The sequence below is a fragment of the Streptomyces sp. NPDC026092 genome, from assembly GCF_040638605.1.
Lineage (GTDB): Bacteria > Actinomycetota > Actinomycetes > Streptomycetales > Streptomycetaceae > Streptomyces.
Window position 1 is genome coordinate 436,738 of sequence record NZ_JBEZYN010000001.1, and the last position, 17,346, is coordinate 454,083.

Sequence of the window (17,346 nt, forward strand, 5' to 3'; positions counted from 1 at the left end):
GGGGACATGACGACGAACCGGGGGGTCTTCGAGGCGGCGACGGGGGACGAACCGCCGCTGCCGGAGGGAGACGTGGAACAGAGATCGCGTGAGGTGCGGGCGGCCCTCGACGGGCTGCTCCAGATCCGTCGGCTGTCCGGCGGGACGGGTGCGGGCGCGGGCGTCGGTGCGGGCGCGGACGACGTGCGTCGGCGGCCCGCCGAGTGGGAGCGGAGGCAGCCCGTGAGGGCGGTGGCGCTCGCCCTGGAGGCGGCGGGGATCACGCCCTCCGCCGTCGACACCTCGGGCGTACGGGTGTCAACGGGATACCGGGTCACGGCCGGGGAGCGGCTCGGCACGACCGTGGTGGAGTGGGTCGGACCGCCCGGTGGTGGGGCCGCGCAGGAGGAGGAGTCCGCCCTGCGCGGCTGCGTCCCCGCGCTGGAGCGGCTCGGCTGGGAGGCGTTGCTGTATCGAGGGCCGCGCCGCAGACGGTTCCTGGAGGTGGAGCCGCTGGGGGGCGGCGCGCCGAGCGCGTAGCGGGGGCGCGCACAAGGCGCCCGGTCTCAGGCGATGGAGGCGGAGACGATCGCGGAGACCGCGAGGTTGCAGGAGGCCGTCACCCAGACCGCCGGGTGCGGCTGCGGGTCGACGAGGGTGGCGCCGAGCTTGCCGGGCGTGACCAGGTCCACCACGAGGAAGGCGACGGCCATCATGACGAGGCCGAGCAGACCGAAGGCGGCCGTCGAGGCGAGGCCCTTGCCGAAGTTGTCGTACGTCGTCCAGATGGAGGTGAAGACGATGCCGCCGATACCGAGCAGCGCGGAGCTCAGCAGGGTCGCGGCGTTGCGGTTGCGCTCCTCCCATATCTGGCGCCCGAGCTTCCCCGGCGTGAGGACGTCCACCAGGACGATGCCGAGTATCAGCAGCACCACGCCGAGGGCGCCGTAGGCGGAGGCCCGGCCGAGGCCGTTGATGATGTCGCTCATGGGTTGCCGGCTCCGAGAAATGAGGGATCGTGAGTGATCGCGGTCAAGGACCGGCAAAATGTAGCGCATACGCCGAGGGCCCCGGCCAGGCGGCCGGGGCCCAGGTCGTCCGCGGGGGTGGGGTGGGTCGGCCGTGGGACCGGGTGGCGTCGTCCGCCGGACCAGGGTGGACGGTTCAGACGCCCGGCGGCAGGTCCTTCGCCCGCGAGCGCACCCGGAGCGCGGTGACGATCTCGACGACGCCCACGACGAGCAGCCACACACCGCCCAGGACCATGAGCACCGCCGCCGATTCGAGCGGCGACACGATCAGGACGATGCCGGCGAGGGCGTTGACGACCCCGAGGAAGATCTGCCAGCCGCGGGCCGGCATCGCGGGGTCGGAGGCTGCCGCCACGGTCTGCGTGATGCCGCGGAACAGCCAGCCGATGCCGATCCAGATCGCGAGCAGCAGGATCGACTGCGTCGCGCCCTTGAAGCAGAACAGGCCCAACAGGATCGACAGGGCGCCGCTGATGAACGCCATCACGCGCAGCGCGGTCGAGGCGTGCGTACCGAAGGCCGCCACCAGCTGCATCACACCGCTGAACAGCAGATAGAGGCCGAACAGGATTCCCGCCACGAACAGCGAGGCACCCGGCCAGACAAGGACCAGGATCCCGAGGACGAGCGAGGCGAGACCGGCGACGAGCAGCGCCTGCCAGGCGGCACCGGCCAGCGCGCCGAGCGGCCCGGGCAGCACGTCCCGGCCCGGGCGCCCGCTCCCGTAGGGGTCGGACCCGTAGGGATCGGAACCGTAGGGGTCGGAACCGCCGGAGGGCTGGTGAGGGGTCTGCGTCATGGAACACTCCCGTCCGCTCAGCGCGGTGTCGCGTACGTACGGAGGAAGAGCGCCTCCGCCAGCGCCATGTGCTCGATCTCCCCGGGGTCCACGCTCTCGTTGGGGGCGTGGATGAGACAGCCCGGCTCCTCCACCCCGATCAGGGCGATCTCCGCGTCCGGGAACTGCCCGGCCAGCACGTTGCAGAGCGGGATCGAACCACCCTGCCCGGACTGGACCATGTCCGTCCCGTAGGCCTCGCGCATCGCCGCGCCGAGCGCCCGGTACGCCGGCCCGTCCGTACGGGCCCGGAAGGGCTGCCCGGTGCCCTCGGCCTCCACCTCGACCCGCACGCTCCACGGCGCCGCCGAGGTCAGATGGTCGGTGAGCGCGCGGAGCGCGACGTCCGCGTCCAGACCGGGCGGGACCCGCAGGCTCACCCGGGCCCGTACCTTCGCCTGGACGGCCGCGGAGGAACCCACCACCGGCGGGCAGTCGATGCCGAGGACCGTGACCGCGGGCCGGGCCCACAACTCGTCCGCCACCGAGCCCGAGCCGAGGAGCGCGACCCCGTCCAGGGCCCCGACGTCGGTACGGAACTGGTCGACCGGGTACGCCACCCCGTCCCAGACCCCGTCACCGGCCAGGCCCTTGATCGCCGTGGCGCCCCGCTCGTCGCGGAGGCTGTCGAGGATCCGTACCAGCGCGGCCAGCGCGTCCGGCGCGGGGCCGCCGAACATGCCCGAGTGCATGGCGCCCTTGAGCGTGGAGACGGTGACGACGACATTGGCCAGACCGCGCAGCGAGGTCGTGGCGGTCGGCAGGCCGAGCGCGAAGTTGCCGGTGTCGCAGATCAACAGACAGTCCGCGGCGAAGAGTTCGGGCCGCATCGGAACCAGCCGCTCAAGCCCTCCCGTGCCCTGCTCTTCCGATCCCTCGGCCACGAACTTCAGCGAGACCGGGAACCCGCGCCCGCCCGAGCCTGCCTGAAGGGCCCGGAGCGCGGTGAGGTGCATGGCGATGTTGCCCTTGCAGTCCGCCGTACCGCGTCCGTACCAGCGGCCGTCGCGCTCGGTGAGCTCGAACGGCGGGGTGGTCCAGGCGCCGTCGTCGAGGGGCGGCTGCACGTCGTAGTGGCAGTAGAGGAGCACGGTGGGGGAGCCCTCGGGGCCGGGCGCGTGCCCGACGACCGCGTCGGTCCCGTCCGGGGTGGTCACCCGGCGCATGTCCTGGAGCCCCGCGTCCGTGAAGGCGTGGACCAGGAAGTCGGCGGCCTTCGCGCACTCCTCGGGCGGGAACTGGCGGGGGTCGGCGACCGAGCGCATCGACACCAGCGCGGTCAGATCCTCCTTGGCCCGGGGCATCAGCGCCCGGACCTGCGCGCGGAGGGCGGCGGTCGCGGCGGATTCCGTGCCGGCGCCGGACTCCGTACCGACGCCGGACTCCGTGGACTGAGTGGACATGTGCACCCACTTCCTTGCGGCCTGCTCCTGGGCGGCCCGATCGCCCGATTGGCATGAGCCCTCCCACTCAAGCAGTGCGGGAGAAAAGCCGCAAAACATCCCCATGTGGAGCAACAACAGTGAGGCCTCGGGGCGGGTCGCGGCGACAGTGGAAGACGTACGTACGCCGTCGGCTCTGCCCAGGGAGACCCAGATGACCACCCTCAACCGACGCGACCTCGGGCTTCTGGTCCTGCGGGTCGGCACCGGTGCCGTACTCGCCGCGCACGGGACGCAGAAGCTCTTCGGCTGGTTCGGGGGCGGCGGGGTGGAGGCCACGGCGAAGGGCATGGAGGCGATGGGCTTCCATCCGCCGCGCGAGAGCGCGATCGCCGCGGGCCTCGGCGAGGCGGGCGGCGGGGTCCTGCTGGCCCTCGGCCTGGCCACCCCGGCGGCCGGCGCCGCCGCGGCCGGGGCGATGGCGGGCGCGGTCGCCGTCCACCTCCCGGCGGGCTTCTTCGCCGCGGGCGGTGGCTACGAGTACCCGGCGTTCCTCGGCTTCTCGGCGGCCGCCATCGGTATCGCGGGCGCCGGCCGCTACTCCCTCGACCACGCCACCGGTCACGTCCTGGACCGCCCCTGGGTCGTGGCGACCGCCTTCCTCGGCAGCGCCCTCGCGGCCGCCGCCGTCGTGGGCCGCCGCGCCCAGGGGAGGGCGGAGGCGGCGCACGAGGCGGAGGCCGAGGAGGGCGGGGCGCCGGAGGAGGGCACCGCCTGACGTGAGGACGGCCGACACGGGCTCCGGTCGGGCGTGGCCGTCACACGTTCAGCTCGCGCTCATTCCGTGCTCGGGCCATCGCCCCGAGGTGTCGTACAAGGCGTTGATCTTGCGCGAGGCCTTGAGGAACGCGTAGTCGACCGTGCCGTCCACCGGGTGGGCTCGGCGGCTGGTCGTGTCCATGGTGAGGAGACGGGGTGTCTCCGCCGGGGCGGAACCGAAGGCGTATTCGACCGAGCGCTCCGCCTCGGCGACCTTGCGGAAATAGACCAGCGAAGCCAACTGCCGTCCCCTTGACCCGTTTTCCGGCGCCGTGCCGCTCACGGACACCACCGGTCCATGGTGACGCACTGACGCCTGACGCGCTGACGCACACACGCGGGCACGCGTCAGTCGAGAAACTCCCCGTCGCGGGCGACGACGACCCCACCGTGGACGACCATGTCGCGCCGGGGCATGTCCACCACGACCTGGGGCAGGCACTCGCCCGCGACGAGCACGAAGTCGGCCGGGGCGCCGGGCGCGAGGTCGGCATGGGCGAGGCCCATCACGTCCGCGCCGCCGTGGGCGGCGACGCGGTAACAGTTCGCCAGCTCCTCGTCGAGGCGCACGTCCGTCACCCACCCGAGCAGGTGCGCGCGGTGGAGCATGTCGGCGTTCCCGAACGGGCTCCAGGAGTCGCGCACCCCGTCGGAGCCGAGCCCGACCCGGACGCCGTGCTCGCGCAGCCGGGCGATCGGCAGCACGAGGGAGTCGGACGGCGCCACCGTGGTGAGCGCGATGTCCTGCTCGCCCAAGTCGGCGGCGATGGAGCCGAGTTCCTTGTCCGTCAGGCCCGGAAGGCAGAAGACGTGGCTGACGGTGACCTTGCCGGCGAGGGACAGGGCGCGCGTCCGCTCGACGATGCCGCGCATGGCCCGCATGCCCTTGTCGCCGCGGTCGTGGAGGTGGATGTCCACGCCGATGCCGTGGCGCTCCGCGATGCCGAAGACGAGGTCGAGCTGCTCGTCGAGGGCGTCGTCGAAGCCGATCGGGTCGATGCCGCCGATCATGTCGATGGCCCCCGAACGCGCCGCCTCCTCCAGCAGCTCCGCCGTACCCGGCGTGCGGACGACACCGTGCTGCGGGAAGGCCACGATCTGCACGTCGAGCGCGTGACGCAGCCGCTCCCGGGCCTCCGCGACGCCCTCGACACCCGCGAGCCCGTAGGCCGGGGCCACATCGGCGTGGGCGCGCATCGCCCGCGTACCGCGCGTGACGGCATGGGTCATGAGCCCGTACGCCCGCTTCGCGACGGGGCGGCGCTGGCTGCGGAACAACTCCACGTCCTGGGCGACGTAGTCGGCGATCCCGCTCGCCGGCCGCCGCGAGACCCAGGAGCCGCCCCAGGTCGTCTTGTCGGGGTGGATGTGCGCGTCCACGAGCGAGGGCAGCACGATCCGCCCACCCCCGTCGACGACCTTCGCCCCACGCGGCGCGGGACCGCTCGCAATCCGCCCGTCGACGACCACGAGGTCCGTGGCCTTGGCGGCGCCGAACACGCGCACGTCACGGAAGACGACGGCCTTGCTGCGCCGGTCGGCGCGGTTGGCGGCGGTGGGTGCAGCCGCAGTGGCGGGTGCGGCTGCGGCGCCCGCTGTGGCCGTCGCCCCGGCGAGCGCGGCGGCGCCGGCCAGCATCGTGCGGCGGGAGAGCGCGCTGGGGGAGGGGGAGGTGGGCTGCATGGGGACTCCTTGGGGAGGGGGCGGGTGCATCCGGCCAGGCCTTCGGCTGGCGGCGGCGCGGCCGCGGCTGTGAGAAGGCGGGTCGTACCGGGCCTGTAGGCGGGAGGTTGTGCGACGACCCCGTAGTGGGGTCGCGGGGCGAGGAGGTTGGAGGGCGAGGCTGGTCTGGGCCGCGCGGCGACGTCAGCGGGCGAACCCGTACGCGAGCCCGTGCGGCTGGGTCGGCGGGCGAACCCCTGCTACGGCCGCGTGGCGGCGTCAGCGGAGGACCCTGTTCGCGAGCCCGCGCGGCGTGGTCAGAGGGCGATGCCCGCCCGTACCACTCGGGCCGGTTGCTTGAGGACGGTGACGTCGGTCAGGGGGTCGCCGTCGACGAGGATCGCGTCGCCCGTGAAGCCCCGTGCGAGACGGCCTGCCGTGCGTTCGAGGCCCAGGAGGCGGGCCGCGCCCGTCGTGGCGGTGCGGATCGCGGCCAGGGCCGGAAGGCCGGCCGCGCGCATCAACTCGACCTCGCGGCCGATCGGGCGCACGGTCCCGCCGGAGGAGTCGGTGCCGGCGGCGAGCGGGACGCCGAGTTCGTACGCCGCGAGGACCGCGCGCTTCAGGACGGGGAGGTACGTGCGGCCCCGCTCGGCGAGCACGGGGTCGGCGGACTCGGCCAGGCCGGCGATGGCGGTGAGGGTGGGCGTGAAGAACGTACCCCTGCGGCGCATCTCGCCCAACGTGCGCTCGCCGACGAACGCGCCGTGCTCCAGGGAGCGGATGCCGGCGGTGACGGCGTCGTGGCAGCCCTGTTCGCTGTAGCTGTGGCACAGGACGCCCTTGCCGTGACGGCGGGCCGCGGCGACGATCTCCGAGAGTTGCTCGTGCGAGTACACCTGGGCGAGCGGGTCCTGCTCCGGAAGGCCGGCGCGCTCGTTGACCCGCGTCTTGATGACGTCCGCGCCACGGGCGAGGTTGACCTCGACGACCCTGCGCAGGGCCTCGGCCGAGCGCACGCCCTCCTTGAGCCGGGCGAGCGGGGTGAGGTCGGGGTCGGCGAGGACGGTGTCGCCGAGGTCGGGGGTGACGAAGACTCCGGCGGCCGTCAGCCGGGGCGCGAGCGCGGGGCTGTGGCGGGCGAGTTCGCGGACGGCGATGTCCTGGTAGAACGAGGTCGATCCGCTGCGCGCGCTGGTCGCGCCCTTGCGGACGGCGTCGCGGGCTTCGGCGGCGGTGCTGAGGTGGATGTGCGCGTCGATCAGGCCCGGCAGGATCCACCGGCCGTGCGCTTCGAGGACCTCGACACCACGGGGGACGGTGACGCTGCCCTGGGGGCCCGCGGCCCGCACGGTCCCGTCCACTATGAGGACCGCGGCGTCCTCGACGACCGCGCCGGTGGCCGGGTCGAGGAGGGAGCCGCCCCGGATCAGGAGGCTCCCGCCCGACCGCCGGGCGTCAGCGGCGGAGGCTGTGGTGGCCGAGGCGGTGGCGGCGGTCGCGGGCCCGGTGGCGGTGGTGGCGGCCATGGTCCCGGCGAGCGCGGCCGCACCCGCGAGGACACCGCGGCGGGTCAGCCGGCTGGACGGCGGCGGCGTGGCTTCGACGCACATGGGGGCTCCCTGGGAAAGGGGACAGTGGCACTCCGTTTTGTATACTAAGCCGGGAAGAGCCAGCAAGGGTGGCGAGGAGAAGAGCAGGAATTTCGGGGTGGAGGCGACCTCTGACCCTCACCTGGTATACAAAGATCTCACTCGGAGCCGAAGAGCGAGCGAAGGGCGACCGCCCTGCTGTCCCGCACGTGCAGCAGCGTGCTCGCCGCTGCTGCCTCCGCGTCGCCGGCGGCGATGTGCCGGTACATCTCGGCGTGTTGGGCCCGCATGTGCGCGGGTTCCTCGCGCAGGCCGAAGAGCAGCCGCAGCTGCCAGCTCAGCTGCTCCATGGTCCGCGCGAGCAGCGGATTGCCCGCCAGCTCCACGACGCCCTCGTGGAACGCCGTGTGCGCGGCCACCTCCCGCGTCCCCTCGTCCGCCGCGGCCGCCGACTCGGCCTGGCGCAGGGACGCTTCCAGGGCGGCCAGACCGGGCAGCCCCTTGTCACCGCCCGCCACCACAGCCCGGGCGGCGAGCCGCGACGCCTGGACGGCGAGCGGCTCCCACACCTCGTACAGGTGCTCCACGTCGTCGCGTTCGAGGCGCCGTACGCGGACACCGCTGTTCGGCAGGAGTTCGAGCAGCCCCTCGGCGACCAGCGCGCGCAGCGCCTCCCGTACGGGTACGCGCGACATGCTCAACTCCTCGGCGACCTCGCGCTCGACGAGCCGGGCCCCTTGCGCGTACCGCCGGTCCACGATGCGCTGCAGGACGGCGTCCCGCGCCCGCGCGCTGAGCGAGGTCGATCCGCCCGTCGCCGAGCCACTGCTGCCGCGCTCTGCCACTTCGCCGCCTTCTTCCGTCCTTCGCCACGGGCCCCTCACCGGGAGCCTGCCCGTGGCGAGAATACGTCGCTCCTGTACGTCAGCGGCCGTACGTCTTCCGGCAGAGCTCGACGACGCCGGAAGGGACGGCCCCGGACCCCTCGGCCTGCCGGCACAGGGCCCGCAACCCGGTCGGCGACTCGGTGCGCGTGGGCTTCGCGGACTTTGTGGCCGTCCCAGGCTTCGCGGGCTTCTTCGGCTGTCGCCGAGGGGGCGGTGGCTGGGTGCCCTTGGGCCGGGAGGACGAGGTGGGCGCCGACGCCCGCCCCTTGGCCTTCGCCTTCGCGCGCGTCCGCTCGGGCTCGGCCCCGCGTTCACCCTCCGGCCCCGTGGCGGCGAGCGTCTCCCGGGGCTCGGCCTCCGGCGGCGCGGGCCACTCGGGCAGCGGCGAGGGAGGCCGTACGGCAGCAGGCGAGACCTCACCGCCCCGGGCCGACGGACCCGGGGCGGAAGGATGCGGGACGGCGACGCAGCCGCTCGTGAGCAGCGCGGTGAGCAGGACGAGAGTCGTTCGGCGGTCCATGCGGCTCACGTTGCCCGAACCCCGCCGCCGAGGCCGCGCGCACGGCCCCCGGCCACCATGACGAGTGAACGCGACCGCCCCGCCCCTACGCCCCCGTGCCGACGCGCCCCCACGACCGACGGGACCCACGGGTCACCACCTGGCCGAGTGCCAGCATGCTCAGCCCGAACATCAGTATTCCCAGGGGAACATGGAGCGACGGCACGTGCGCGATGCCCAGGATCACCTGCACCGAGGCGAGAACGAGGAAGCCGGTCGCGTACAGGATGGGGCGGGGCGAACCGCCGCCCGGCCGCCACGCGAGGATCGCGGCGAGGACGTACAGCATCGACGCTCCGTACATCACGCGGGATCCGACATCGTGCAGCGTTGCCCCGAGCGACGAGGACAGCAGCATTCCGGCGGTGACCGCCTGAAAGAAGAGGGCGGCGGTCTGCAGGACGATCGAGACCCGCAAGAACGGTGTGGTGTCGTGTACTTCCGTCGTCCGGGTGGTGGCCATGACGGGTCCTCTTCTCTCTGTCGGTACTGTCTCGGAAGTCCGACGACGCAGGCCCGCGAAATGTGAGGCGCGGCAGCGGAGACGGACGAGACGACGTACTACGGGGAGCGGAGCGGCAACGACCATGGACAACCTGACCGAGCCGGGACTCGGCGCGATCGTCGCGGAGCGGCGGCAGTTGACGAACCTCGCCTACCGGCTGCTCGGTTCGCTCGCCGAGGCCGAGGACGCCGTGCAGGAGACGTACACCCGCTGGTACGCGATGTCGCCGCAGAAGCGCGAGGCCATCGAGTCCCCCGGCGCGTGGCTGACGACGGTGGCCGGCCGTGTCTGCCTGGACGTGCTCGGTTCGGCGCGGGCGCGGCGCGAGCGCTACGTCGGCGCGTGGATACCCGAGCCGCTGCCCGACCGTACGGAGTGGAGCGGCGCCCGCTCGTCGGACACCGGGGCCGACCCGGCCGACCGGATCACGCTTGACGAGTCGGTCAGCATGGCCTTCCTGGTCGTACTGGAGTCGATGACGCCCGCCGAGCGGGTGGCGTTCGTGCTGCACGACGTCTTCCAGTACCCCTTCGCCGACATCGCGGAGATCGTCGGCCGGACGCCCGCGGCCTGCCGGCAGCTGGCGTCCTCGGCCCGCCGGCGCATGCGCGCCGCGAAGGACCCGTCGCCTCCGGTGGCCGGACAGGCCGGTCTCGTACGGCACTTCAAGCAGGCGTGGGAGGCCCGGGACATCGAGGCCCTCGTCGGCCTCCTCGACCCCGACGCGGCGATGATCGCCGACGGCGGCGGCAAGGTCGGCACGGCCCTCCGCCCGGTCGAGGGCGCCGAGCGCATCGCCGAGTACCTGATCCAGATCGCCTCCCTCGCCCCCGGCCTCACCCTCCTGGAACGCACGGTCAACGGCCGCCCGGGCCTGGTCGCCCAACACACCGACGTCACGGTCACCGTGGCGGCCTTCGACGTCACCGACACCCGCGTCACCCGCATCTGGGCCGTCCGCAACCCGGAGAAGCTCCGCTCGTGGAACGCGCCATGCGGCGGCGAGGCAAAGGAGGGCGGGTCGGTATGAAGCAGGAGATCGTGCCCGACCTCACGCAGCTGTGTGAGCCGCACGCGGTCAGTCCGGGGCTGAGGCGCCGGCTCGTCGACTGCTGGATCGCCGTCACGAACTCGGGCGGTGCTGCGGGATTTCCGTTCCCGCCCGTGGACGACGTCGACGTCGATCCCGTCGCGGACGAGCTGCTGGGCCGTCTCCACCCCTCACGCAGCCGGCTCGTCATCGCCAGATTCGGAGACTCTCTCGCGGGGTGGGTCGTCCTCAACCGTGATCCGTTTCGGCTTGTCGCGCACTGGGGTACGGTCCATCACCTCCAGACCGATCCCAGCCTCCGCGGCCGTGGTGTCGGCTCCGCACTCATGGGGGAGCTGCGGAAGGTCGCCCGGGACGAGTGGGGGCTCGAACAGCTCCGTCTCGCGGCGCGGGGTGGGGAGGGACTGGAGGAGTTCTACGGCCGCCTCGGGTGGCGAGAGGTGGGTCGTTGGCCCGGAGCCCTGCGCTTCGGACCCGACGACACGCGGGATGAGGTTCTGATGGTCCTGGACCCTCTCTGATATGTGAGTGATCCGCGTGCCCGGCACGGTGGTGCTTGCTCTCCTGCGCGGTCAGACCGGGGCTACGTCCGTCAGCGGAGGCAGTGTGCGCGGACGCAGGACCGTGAGCGAGCCCTCCTGCGCGGCCACCATGGCGAAGGGGAAGCGGTCGACCTCAAGACAGAGCGCGACGTCGTCAGGGTGGGATCCTTGGCGCACCCCGTTCGCCAGATCAGCGGCGGCGCGTGATGTGGCGGCCCGGCGGAGGAACGCGGCGGCGGCCGTCCCGGCATCGGTGGCCCTCCGGGCGATGTACTGAGCGCACGCCAGGTCTTCCTCGGCGCGCCCGTCCTCGCCGGTGACCACGAACGTGACGCCGTCGCTCGCGCGCGTCCGCAAGAGCCGGGCCGTCGCCTCCGCGACCACGAAGCTCGCGCACAGCACCAGCGGCGCGTCCTTGACGGCGAGGGCGCCGACCGTCCCCGCCGTCGTCTTCTGCACGACGGTCCGCCCGCCGAGGTCCATGGACCGCAGCAGCGCCGGGGAGTTGACGGTGTCGAACCCGGGCGCGGGCGGACCGTCCTTGATCGCCACCCAGTCCGGGTGATCACCCTTGAGCGCCAGGGCTCCGTCCAGGGACTCGGCGAGAACGATCTTCTCCGCCCCCTGGGCAAAGGCCCAGGCAGCCACGGTGAACGCACGCATGACGTCCACCACGACCGCCACGGACGGGACTTCGGCGAGCTCGGCGATACCGAGGAAACGAGCGTCCATGCCGCTCATGATCGCGCATGCCCACTCCGTAGCGCCGGGAGATTGATGCGCATCACGTCGGCTGTCGGCGAGTGGTCCCCCGCTGGCCGTTGCTCAGCGGTGAAGCCCACGAGGGATCGTGCCACGGTCCCTGCGTCAGGTTGCCGAGCAGGTGCTCCGCCGCGGTGTCAGCGGTCTCCTGCGGCGCTCCGGCCGAGACCAGGTCGGCGCTGAGCCGGGGCAGCGCCTCATCCGGTACGTCCATGTCGTTGAGGAGGGGGAGGAGAAGGAGGAGGCGTGCGGCCGTGTCCTTCACGCCTTCGGCCGTGGCCGACGGGTTGTCGGCGATCCGGACCAGCTCGTGCCACGTGAGCCCGCTGCCGGACACGTGACCTTCGCAGCCGCCGCCGGGGTGGGTGAGCAGGTAGTCGATGCCGTAGTCGCCGACCAGGTTGCGGTAGATCACCACGGCTCCGGGGCCGTCATCGGCGGGTACGCGGAACACCGGCCAGCGTTGCGGGTCGAAGAGGACCTCGCTCATCGCGTCGGCATCGGCGTCGTCGCCCCCGAACCACTCAGTCACCGCACGCTCGGCACGCGTTCCGTCGCCGGGGATCGCCAGCAGGTGGTTCGACCAGAAGCCCGGGCGAGCCGGCAATGATTCCCCCGCGACCAGCGGGCTGTCGTCGTATCCCTGAATCAGCACGACGCAAGGGTGCCACCCCCTGGGAAGATCGTAGGACGGAGGACCGTCACAGCCGCTCGGCGGGCAGCACCGCGTACGCCTCCTGGAGCGCCCCGATCACCGGGTCGTCGGCGGCGAAACGCACGCCGTCGACGGCCTCCAGCGCGCGCACCCCGATCCCGGCGCTCGTGGCGAACGCGGCGCGCAGGGAGGGCAGTTCGTCGACGTGGACGGCGCGGACGGTGGAGCCGGGGTCGGCCGCGCGCAGCAGGCGCATGGTCACTCCGGGGAGCACGTCCGCCTCCGGCCACACCACGCGACCGTCCCGGTCCACGAACCCCACGTTCCAGGTGCACCCCTCCGACACCAGGCCGTCGGGCCCGGTGAACAGGACATCGTCGTACCCGCCCCGCCGCGCCTCGCGCCGCATCCTGAGCTGACCGAAGAGCGCCGTGTGCTTCACCTCGGCGGCGTCCCGGACGTACCGGAGCGCCGCCACCCGCAGCGGAGGTGCGGGCAGGACGCCCGCCGGGCGGGTGGTCACCAGCACATGTGGGTCGGCCCCCTCGCCCGGGCGGGCGATGTCGAGGGCGGGATCGAAGACGGTGACGCGCACGGTCGTCGCCCCGGCCCGCCCGCCGACCTCCTCCCGTACCCAGCCGCGCACGCGCTCCGTGTCGAGCTCCGCCCCGAAGACATCGGCGCAGTCCCGCACGAGCCGGTCGAGATGGAGGGAGAGTCCGGGGACCGCGCCGTCCTCCACTCGCATGGTCGTGAAGTGCCCGTAGTTGGTGAGGGCGAGGGCCGTCAGCTGAGCGACGGACGCGGGTTCTCCATTGACAGTGGCCATGCCGGCAGTCTCCCCCGCCGCCCCGCCCACCTGGCGCATTGCAGGGTTTCGTCAGGTGCCTGCGCGGGACTCGGACACGGCGATCACCCCGCCGGTTCCACCCAGGTTCACCCGCCGGACGCGGGACGCCTCAACACTGCGTCCGAAGGCCATTGGCATATGACGATTGACGGAGGTCGTGCAAGATGAGGCGTCGTGAGCTGCTCGGGGTGGTCGGCGCGACCGTCGGTGCGGGAGTGGTGGGGGCGGGCACGGCCCAGGCCGCGTCCCGGGGTGGTCGGCCGCAGCCGGCGCACCGGACGCTGAAGGTCCTGCAGTTCAACATCTGGCTGGGTGGCAGCCAGGTCGTCGGCGGCCGGGCGGGCATCGCCGACACGATCGCCGCGGTCGAGCCGGACGTGGTCATGCTCAGCGAGTCGAACCCGGAGCGGGTCGCCAACACCCTCGCCGACCTCGCGGCCCGCGGGCTGACCTACCACGACAACCAGAACCCGACCGACCCGGCGGTGATCTCGCGCTACCCGATCATCGAGCACCAGTCCTTCCCGTCCTGGTCGAAGGCGGTCATCGACGTCGACGGCACCGAGGTCGCGGCCTACTCCGGGCACCTCGAGTACCGCTACTACGCCAACTACCTGCCGCGCGGGTACGGCGGCGGCACCCCGGCGCCCCTGGAGACCTCCGAGTACGGCTGGGACGAGATACCGACCGGGCCGATCACCGACGTCGACCTGATCAACCGGATCAACGAGGCCTCCGGCCGTACGCAGGTCACCAAGACGGTCCTCGCGGACGCCGCCAAGGAGCGCCGCCGCGGCCGCCTCACCATGCTGGCCGGCGACTTCAACGAGCCGTCCCACCTGGACTGGACCCGCAAGACGCGGAACCTGTTCGACCACAACGGCACCGTCGTCCGGTGGACGACGACCAAGGCGATCGAGGACGCCGGATTCCGCGACAGCTACCGCGAGATCCACCCCGACCCCGTCCGCACGCCCGGCTTCACCTGGCCCAGCGACAACGCGGGCGCCGAGCCCGGACAGCTCACCTGGGCGCCGAAGGCCGACGAGCGCGACCGGATCGACTTCGTCTTCTACCACCCGGACCGGCGCATCCGCCTCCTCGACAGCGTGATCGTCGGCCCGTCCACCTCGATCGTCCGCAACGAGCGGGTGGAGGAGACGGGACGGGAGCCGTTCCACGAGCCGACCTGGACCTGGCCGACGGACCACAAGGCCGTCCTCAGCACCTTCCGGGTGTCCACGTCCCGTAACAAGGGCTGACCCCCCGGCAGCCGCCACACCCCGCCGCCCTGCTCCGGAACCTCGCCCGGAGCAGGGCGTTCGGTTTCAGCTCCTCTTCTTGCCGCCGGCGTCGGCGTCGGCGCCGTTGCCGGGGGAGGCCGCGCCCGCCCAGAAGCCGCACTGGTGGTCGGCCGCGAACGTCGTGGACGTACGGGTGCGCTCGGGGTTGAGGGTCAGGACCGTGTGCCGCCCGAGGGTCGCCGGCCAGCGGGTCGCGCCGGGGATGTTGGGGTCGCCGGTGCGGGCGAACGCTCCCCAGCGGCGCTTGATGTCGTCCGCGAAGGCGCGCTGTTCGGCGGTGAGCGGGCGGTCGGTCAGGCTGAAGTCGTGGACGTAGGCGAGTTCCGCGCTGTGCGCGTTGGCCATGTCCACCCCCGGCGGCTGGACCCCGAGGAGCGTGGGGGACCGGGGGTCGTCGAACTCGTAGACGTAGGTCGGCACCTGCGAGGCGAAGGAACGCGCCGTTTCGAGCGTGTGGCAGGCGAAGGTGGAGTCGGTGACGACCGCCGACATCGCATCGAACGGAGAGGGGTAGCCCGCCACGGGATAGCGCGCCAGCACCTGCGGCGCCGCCGGACCGTACGTGGCGTTGATCTGGTCGGTGTACTCCCGCGCCGTGAGGTACGGATGGGTCCCGGCCAGGAAGAACTTGGCCTCGGCCCGGGTGCTGCCGATCAGGACCGGGACCTTGTTCCACCGGCCGGAGGCGATCGCCTCGGACGGCTGGATCGGGAGCAGACCGTCACCGTAGGCGGGCCCGGCGGAGGTACGGGTGCGGGCGGCGGCGATCAGATCGGTCGCCGGGACCGTACGGAGGCAGGCCGCGCGGGTGGCCGGGTCGGGGCAGCCCGCCGCGGCCGCGAAGTCGCCCGCCGCCTCGGCGGCCCGGGCGGAGCCGGGCGCGCGGAGCAGCGTGCACGGTCCGCTCTGGAGCACGGCGCGGGAGAACAGCCCGGCGGCGCGCGGGGAGGTGAGCATGGCGCAGACCGAGGCGCTGCCGGCGGACTGGCCCCAGAGGGTGATGTTGGCGGGGTTGCCGCCGAAGGCGGCGATGTTGTCGCGGGTCCAGTTCAGTGCCGCGATCTGGTCCAGGAGTCCGTACGACCCGGAGCCGAGGCCGTTCTCCCGGGTGAGTTCGGGCGCGGCGAGGAAACCGAGCTGTCCCAGGCGGTAGTTGACGCTCACCACGACGCTGCCGGTGAGGTCCGCCATGGTCCGGCCGCCGAACTGGGTGCCGGTGCCGATGACGAAGGCCCCGCCGTGGTTCCAGAGCAGTACGGGCAGACGGTCACCCGGACGGGAGTGACGGGGCCGGTACACGTCCAGGTAGAGGCAGTCCTCGCTGACGTACTCCGGGTCGCTGAGCCCGACGGGCAGGAACTGCACGCACGCGGGAGCCTGCCGGGTGGCCTCCCGCGTCCCGGACCACCGCGCGGCCGGGCGAGGCGGACGGAACCGGAGGTCGTCCACGGGCGGTGCGGCGTACGGGACGCCCAGGAACTCCTCGGCCCGGCCGTTGACCTGGCCGGCGATCCGGCCCTGGTCCGTGGTGACGACCGGGCGCGCCGTGGCGACGCCCTGCCGGGACGGGGCGGCGACCGCCGGGTGCGTGAACAGGGCGGTGACGGCGAGCACCAGAGCCGGCGCCACGGAGGGAACGATCGAGCGCGTCATCCTTGTCAACTCTCCTCCATGAGGGGTGTCGAGCACATGACAGTCGTGGGGCGGTGTCCCGGCGGACCGGCGGACCGGCGGACCGGCGGACCGGCGGACCGGTGGACTGGCGGACGCGGTCCGCCGGGACGGGGAGCGGGCGTGCGCGGGCGTGAGCGGGCGTGCGGGCCCGCCTACGGGCGCAGCGCCCGCCTACGAACGCAGCGCCTGCCTACGGGCGCAGGCCGCCCAGGAGCGTCGCGACCTTGGCGAACTCCGCGGTGCCGGTGTTCCAGTCGGGGGAGATGGGGGCGACGGACACCTTGTCCGCGCGAACCGCCTCCACGTCGCCGCCCTTCCGGTCGGGCGCCGTGACCAGGCCGACGCCGACCTTCCAGGTCCCGTCGCCGTTGTCGGTGTACTCCGCCGCGAGGCCGGGCTGCGGATCCTGGGTGGTGACAGAGGCACCGCGGGCGGTGCCCGTGCCGTCCGCACCGACCACGGGGTGGTTCACGTTCAGGCCCACACCCTCCGGCAGCAGCCGGCCGTTCCTCGCCTGCGCGCGCAGCCGGTCGATGAGCTTGACGGTGAAGTCGTTGGTGGGCCGCATGGCGTTGAAGATCTGCTCGGGAACCGGGACCGCGAGCTCGCCGGTGCTCACCGCGATCGCGGGCACACCGCGCTCCACAGCGGCGATCGCGCCGCCGACCGTGCCGGAATGGGTCGCCAGGGCGGCCACGTTGGGCCCCAAGTTGGTGCCGGAGACCACCAGGTCAGGGGCGCGGTCGCCGAACACCGCGGCGAGGCCGAACGACACCGAGTCGCCGGGCGTGCCGTCCACGGCCCACACCCGCGGCTCGGGGTGCTCGACCTTGACGGTGCTGCCGCTCATCAGCTTCGTCCCGGCGCCGCTCTGATTGGTGAGCGGGGCGACGATGGTGACGTCGTGCCCCGCGGCGGTCAGCCGCTGGAACATCAGGCGGATACCAGGGGCGTTGTAGCCGTCGTCGTTGGTCAGCAGGATGCGCAGCGGGCCGGCCGGGGCGGCGGGTGCGGCCGCCGCGGCGGCGCTCGTCGGCACCGTGCCGGCCAGGGCGGGCGTGCACAGCAGCAGAGCGGCCAGGGGCAGAGCGCGCTTGCGTCTCACGGAGTTGCTCCTTCGATGCGGGAGGAGAAGCTGGGAGGAAGGAGGGGGAGGGGTGGAGATCGCCGGGCGCACGCCCCCTCGACATGCGCCCGGCGGGCTTGGTGGCAGCCGTACGGCCGATGCCTCGTGCGGGCGGTACGGCCGGTAGA

Annotated in this window: 19 protein-coding genes; 5 read left to right on the plus strand and 14 right to left on the minus strand. The window is 73.0% G+C overall.

Annotated features, from left to right (window positions below; translation table 11 throughout):
• The first annotated feature begins 6 nt into the window (after nucleotides 1–6).
• Nucleotides 7–519: a hypothetical protein gene (locus tag AB0F56_RS01880; protein ID WP_362002912.1), complete on the plus strand. Its 513-nt coding sequence runs from the start codon at nucleotides 7–9 to the stop codon at nucleotides 517–519.
• Between the two features lie 26 nt (nucleotides 520–545).
• On the opposite strand, the gene AB0F56_RS01885 is transcribed toward AB0F56_RS01880, so the two are convergent.
• The 3 genes from AB0F56_RS01885 to AB0F56_RS01895 form a co-directional block, all read right to left on the minus strand.
• Nucleotides 546–968 (minus strand): DUF350 domain-containing protein, encoded by a 423-nt coding sequence (locus tag AB0F56_RS01885; protein ID WP_362002913.1) that lies wholly within the window; start codon nucleotides 966–968, stop codon nucleotides 546–548.
• A gap of 175 nt (nucleotides 969–1,143) precedes the next feature.
• Nucleotides 1,144–1,809, minus strand: coding sequence for an HdeD family acid-resistance protein (locus AB0F56_RS01890; RefSeq protein ID WP_362002915.1), 666 nt, complete (start codon nucleotides 1,807–1,809; stop codon nucleotides 1,144–1,146).
• Between the two features lie 17 nt (nucleotides 1,810–1,826).
• On the minus strand, nucleotides 1,827–3,251 hold the full coding sequence (locus AB0F56_RS01895; RefSeq protein WP_362002917.1) for a dipeptidase: 1,425 nt from the start codon (nucleotides 3,249–3,251) through the stop codon (nucleotides 1,827–1,829).
• Between the two features lie 193 nt (nucleotides 3,252–3,444).
• Between AB0F56_RS01895 and AB0F56_RS01900 the strand changes: the two genes are divergently transcribed.
• On the plus strand, nucleotides 3,445–4,008 hold the full coding sequence (locus AB0F56_RS01900) for a DoxX family membrane protein (protein WP_362002918.1): 564 nt from the start codon (nucleotides 3,445–3,447) through the stop codon (nucleotides 4,006–4,008).
• A 48-nt stretch (nucleotides 4,009–4,056) separates the two neighbouring features.
• On the opposite strand, the gene AB0F56_RS01905 is transcribed toward AB0F56_RS01900, so the two are convergent.
• The 6 genes from AB0F56_RS01905 to AB0F56_RS01930 all read right to left on the minus strand — a co-directional run bounded on the left by AB0F56_RS01905 (nucleotide 4,057) and on the right by AB0F56_RS01930 (nucleotide 9,212).
• On the minus strand, nucleotides 4,057–4,290 hold the full coding sequence (locus AB0F56_RS01905; RefSeq protein WP_362002920.1) for a hypothetical protein: 234 nt from the start codon (nucleotides 4,288–4,290) through the stop codon (nucleotides 4,057–4,059).
• Nucleotides 4,291–4,397: 107 nt separating this feature from the next.
• Nucleotides 4,398–5,732, minus strand: coding sequence for an amidohydrolase family protein (locus tag AB0F56_RS01910; protein WP_362002921.1), 1,335 nt, complete (start codon nucleotides 5,730–5,732; stop codon nucleotides 4,398–4,400).
• Nucleotides 5,733–6,028: 296 nt separating this feature from the next.
• Nucleotides 6,029–7,324, minus strand: coding sequence for an amidohydrolase family protein (locus AB0F56_RS01915; RefSeq protein WP_362002923.1), 1,296 nt, complete (start codon nucleotides 7,322–7,324; stop codon nucleotides 6,029–6,031).
• 137 nt (nucleotides 7,325–7,461) lie between these two features.
• Nucleotides 7,462–8,148, minus strand: a complete 687-nt coding sequence (locus AB0F56_RS01920) for a GntR family transcriptional regulator (RefSeq protein ID WP_362002925.1) — start codon at nucleotides 8,146–8,148, stop codon at nucleotides 7,462–7,464.
• 79 nt (nucleotides 8,149–8,227) lie between these two features.
• Nucleotides 8,228–8,710, minus strand: coding sequence for a hypothetical protein (locus AB0F56_RS01925; RefSeq protein ID WP_362002927.1), 483 nt, complete (start codon nucleotides 8,708–8,710; stop codon nucleotides 8,228–8,230).
• An 85-nt stretch (nucleotides 8,711–8,795) separates the two neighbouring features.
• Nucleotides 8,796–9,212, minus strand: coding sequence for a hypothetical protein (locus tag AB0F56_RS01930; protein ID WP_362002928.1), 417 nt, complete (start codon nucleotides 9,210–9,212; stop codon nucleotides 8,796–8,798).
• Nucleotides 9,213–9,336: 124 nt separating this feature from the next.
• On the opposite strand from AB0F56_RS01930, the gene sigJ reads away from it, so the two are divergent.
• Entirely contained in the window at nucleotides 9,337–10,284 is a 948-nt protein-coding gene (sigJ, locus tag AB0F56_RS01935; protein ID WP_362002930.1) for an RNA polymerase sigma factor SigJ, read from the plus strand.
• A complete protein-coding gene (locus AB0F56_RS01940) occupies nucleotides 10,281–10,826 on the plus strand; it encodes a GNAT family N-acetyltransferase (protein ID WP_362002931.1) in 546 nt (181 codons plus the stop codon). The genes sigJ and AB0F56_RS01940 overlap by 4 nt, the downstream gene beginning before the upstream one ends.
• A gap of 51 nt (nucleotides 10,827–10,877) precedes the next feature.
• Here AB0F56_RS01940 and AB0F56_RS01945 read toward each other — a convergent pair whose 3' ends face one another.
• Genes AB0F56_RS01945 through AB0F56_RS01955 form a run of 3 tightly spaced genes read right to left on the minus strand, consistent with a single transcriptional unit; the run spans nucleotide 10,878 to nucleotide 13,093 of the window.
• Nucleotides 10,878–11,579, minus strand: a complete 702-nt coding sequence (locus AB0F56_RS01945; protein WP_362002933.1) for a 2-phosphosulfolactate phosphatase — start codon at nucleotides 11,577–11,579, stop codon at nucleotides 10,878–10,880.
• A gap of 52 nt (nucleotides 11,580–11,631) precedes the next feature.
• Nucleotides 11,632–12,264 (minus strand): hypothetical protein, encoded by a 633-nt coding sequence (locus AB0F56_RS01950; RefSeq protein WP_362002935.1) that lies wholly within the window; start codon nucleotides 12,262–12,264, stop codon nucleotides 11,632–11,634.
• Nucleotides 12,265–12,310: 46 nt separating this feature from the next.
• The gene (locus AB0F56_RS01955; protein WP_362002936.1) at nucleotides 12,311–13,093 is read right to left on the minus strand and encodes an aminotransferase class IV; all 783 of its coding nucleotides are present in this window, start codon (nucleotides 13,091–13,093) and stop codon (nucleotides 12,311–12,313) included.
• Nucleotides 13,094–13,278: 185 nt separating this feature from the next.
• Here AB0F56_RS01955 and AB0F56_RS01960 point away from each other — a divergent pair, with 185 nt between their 5' ends.
• Nucleotides 13,279–14,376 (plus strand): endonuclease/exonuclease/phosphatase family protein, encoded by a 1,098-nt coding sequence (locus tag AB0F56_RS01960; protein ID WP_362002937.1) that lies wholly within the window; start codon nucleotides 13,279–13,281, stop codon nucleotides 14,374–14,376.
• A 66-nt stretch (nucleotides 14,377–14,442) separates the two neighbouring features.
• Here AB0F56_RS01960 and AB0F56_RS01965 read toward each other — a convergent pair whose 3' ends face one another.
• Together AB0F56_RS01965 and surE are read right to left on the minus strand one after the other, a co-directional pair.
• On the minus strand, nucleotides 14,443–16,071 hold the full coding sequence (locus tag AB0F56_RS01965; RefSeq protein WP_362002939.1) for a carboxylesterase family protein: 1,629 nt from the start codon (nucleotides 16,069–16,071) through the stop codon (nucleotides 14,443–14,445).
• Nucleotides 16,072–16,282: 211 nt separating this feature from the next.
• Entirely contained in the window at nucleotides 16,283–17,197 is a 915-nt protein-coding gene (gene surE, locus AB0F56_RS01970; RefSeq protein WP_362002941.1) for a 5'/3'-nucleotidase SurE, read from the minus strand.
• Between the last annotated feature and the right edge of the window lie 149 nt (nucleotides 17,198–17,346).

What these genes read in the sequence shown, in the direction of transcription:
- AB0F56_RS01945 (WP_362002933.1), bottom strand. Translation starts at nt 11,579, where the DNA reads ATGGACGCTCGTTTCCTCGGTATCGCCGAGCTCGCCGAAGTCCCGTCC.
- AB0F56_RS01965 (WP_362002939.1), bottom strand. Translation starts at nt 16,071, where the DNA reads ATGACGCGCTCGATCGTTCCCTCCGTGGCGCCGGCTCTGGTGCTCGCC.
- AB0F56_RS01900 (WP_362002918.1), top strand. Translation starts at nt 3,445, where the DNA reads ATGACCACCCTCAACCGACGCGACCTCGGGCTTCTGGTCCTGCGGGTC.
- AB0F56_RS01915 (WP_362002923.1), bottom strand. Translation starts at nt 7,324, where the DNA reads ATGTGCGTCGAAGCCACGCCGCCGCCGTCCAGCCGGCTGACCCGCCGC.
- AB0F56_RS01910 (WP_362002921.1), bottom strand. Translation starts at nt 5,732, where the DNA reads ATGCAGCCCACCTCCCCCTCCCCCAGCGCGCTCTCCCGCCGCACGATG.
- AB0F56_RS01885 (WP_362002913.1), bottom strand. Translation starts at nt 968, where the DNA reads ATGAGCGACATCATCAACGGCCTCGGCCGGGCCTCCGCCTACGGCGCC.
- AB0F56_RS01890 (WP_362002915.1), bottom strand. Translation starts at nt 1,809, where the DNA reads ATGACGCAGACCCCTCACCAGCCCTCCGGCGGTTCCGACCCCTACGGT.
- AB0F56_RS01955 (WP_362002936.1), bottom strand. Translation starts at nt 13,093, where the DNA reads ATGGCCACTGTCAATGGAGAACCCGCGTCCGTCGCTCAGCTGACGGCC.
- AB0F56_RS01930 (WP_362002928.1), bottom strand. Translation starts at nt 9,212, where the DNA reads ATGGCCACCACCCGGACGACGGAAGTACACGACACCACACCGTTCTTG.
- AB0F56_RS01880 (WP_362002912.1), top strand. Translation starts at nt 7, where the DNA reads ATGACGACGAACCGGGGGGTCTTCGAGGCGGCGACGGGGGACGAACCG.
- AB0F56_RS01895 (WP_362002917.1), bottom strand. Translation starts at nt 3,251, where the DNA reads ATGTCCACTCAGTCCACGGAGTCCGGCGTCGGTACGGAGTCCGGCGCC.
- AB0F56_RS01960 (WP_362002937.1), top strand. Translation starts at nt 13,279, where the DNA reads ATGAGGCGTCGTGAGCTGCTCGGGGTGGTCGGCGCGACCGTCGGTGCG.
- sigJ (WP_362002930.1), top strand. Translation starts at nt 9,337, where the DNA reads ATGGACAACCTGACCGAGCCGGGACTCGGCGCGATCGTCGCGGAGCGG.
- AB0F56_RS01925 (WP_362002927.1), bottom strand. Translation starts at nt 8,710, where the DNA reads ATGGACCGCCGAACGACTCTCGTCCTGCTCACCGCGCTGCTCACGAGC.
- AB0F56_RS01940 (WP_362002931.1), top strand. Translation starts at nt 10,281, where the DNA reads ATGAAGCAGGAGATCGTGCCCGACCTCACGCAGCTGTGTGAGCCGCAC.